This window comes from Mesorhizobium sp. M7A.T.Ca.US.000.02.2.1, assembly GCF_003996995.1.
Lineage (GTDB): Bacteria > Pseudomonadota > Alphaproteobacteria > Rhizobiales > Rhizobiaceae > Mesorhizobium.
In genome coordinates, this window is record NZ_RZTT01000778.1 from 1 (window position 1) to 1182 (window position 1182).

Annotated in this window: 3 protein-coding genes; 2 read left to right on the top strand and 1 reads right to left on the bottom strand. The window is 62.5% G+C overall.

All coding sequences use genetic code 11. The annotated features are described in order from the left end of the window. The coding region (locus tag EOD15_RS34540) for an N-acetyltransferase (RefSeq protein ID WP_148129824.1) at positions 1-229 on the top strand (229 nt) is incomplete at its 5' end. An 82-nt stretch (positions 230-311) separates the two neighbouring features. Next, a complete protein-coding gene (locus EOD15_RS34545) occupies positions 312-656 on the top strand; it encodes an antibiotic resistance protein VanZ (RefSeq protein WP_023812139.1) in 345 nt (114 codons plus the stop codon). Positions 657-756: 100 nt separating this feature from the next. Here EOD15_RS34545 and EOD15_RS34550 read toward each other — a convergent pair. Further along, on the bottom strand, positions 757-1182 hold a 426-nt coding region (locus EOD15_RS34550; RefSeq protein WP_148129825.1), incomplete at its 5' end, for a pantoate--beta-alanine ligase.

The window sequence follows — 1182 nt, forward strand, 5'->3', positions numbered from 1 at the left end:
GCTCTACGTCCATCCGGACTGCCAAAGGCGTGGGATCGGGCAGGCACTGCTCGACGAGGTCGAGGCCAGTTTCCCGGAAGCGCGAACGCTGCGCGTCGAGGTCGAGGCGGCCAATGGCGGCGCCATCGCCTTCTATCGGTCGAAAGGGTTCTTGCTTGTCAGTGCCGCGGAGGAGTCCAGTGATACCGCAAGGCCGACGACGCTGAGTTTCGACAAGTCGCTCGGATAGATTGCCACCGGATGAATAGAGCAATCCGGCCATGCGTCATCGCGGCGTTTGCTGTGCCGGCTCACGACGGATATGCAAGGGCATGACCAAACTGTCCCGCATTACAGCGCTGGCGCTGCTCGCCATCATCATTTTCGCGACCTTGTCGCCGATCCAGATGCGGCCGCACCTCGCTGAAGCGAATGTCGAGCGTGCCTTGGCTTATGTCCTGCTGGGCTTCGCCCTGGCGATCGGCTTCCCCAATCGACTGTATCAGGTAGTGATCTTCGTGGCTGTGACCGCCGGCATGCTGGAACTGCTTCAGCTCATTGATCCCGGTCGCCATGCACGCCTCATCGATGCATTGGTGAAAGCCCTTGCCGGGGTGGTTGGGATCGTGGCGGGACACCTGATCGTCAGGGCCGGCGGACAAAAGAGCGAGAGCTAGGCGCGGCAGCAATCCGCCGCGATACGTCGACCCCAAAGAGTACGGGACCATCGACTGTGGTCGGCCCGTGTCTGTCTGGCCGAAGGATCGAGCCTTCGCGCTAGACAGCGGGAACCTCCACATTGTCGATCAGTCTGGTCTTGCCGAGCCATGCTGCCGCGAGAAGACGCCCTTCGCGGTTTCGGCGCCATGGCGCAAGCGTCAGGCTTTGGCGTACCTCGACATAGTCGACCTTCTGAAAGCCGGCGGCGATGAGGGCGCGGCTGGCCTCTTCGGTTGCGTCGCTCTGGCCGGCGCCTGCCGCCAGCGCCGCAGCCGTATTGCGCAATATGACGTTGAGTTGGCGGGCGATCTTCAGTTCGGCCTCATCGAGATAGGCGTTGCGTGACGACATGGCGAGACCATGCGCGTCGCGTATCGTCGGTGCGCCGATGATCTCGACAGGCAGGTTGAGGTCGCGGCAGAGTTGCCTCACCACACAAAGCTGCTGGTAGTCCTTCTCGCCGAAGACCGCACAGTCGGGCGT

Bases quoted from the DNA above. Each gene is read 5' to 3' on its own strand.
- EOD15_RS34545 (WP_023812139.1), top strand. From the start codon at position 312: ATGACCAAACTGTCCCGCATTACAGCGCTGGCGCTGCTCGCCATCATC.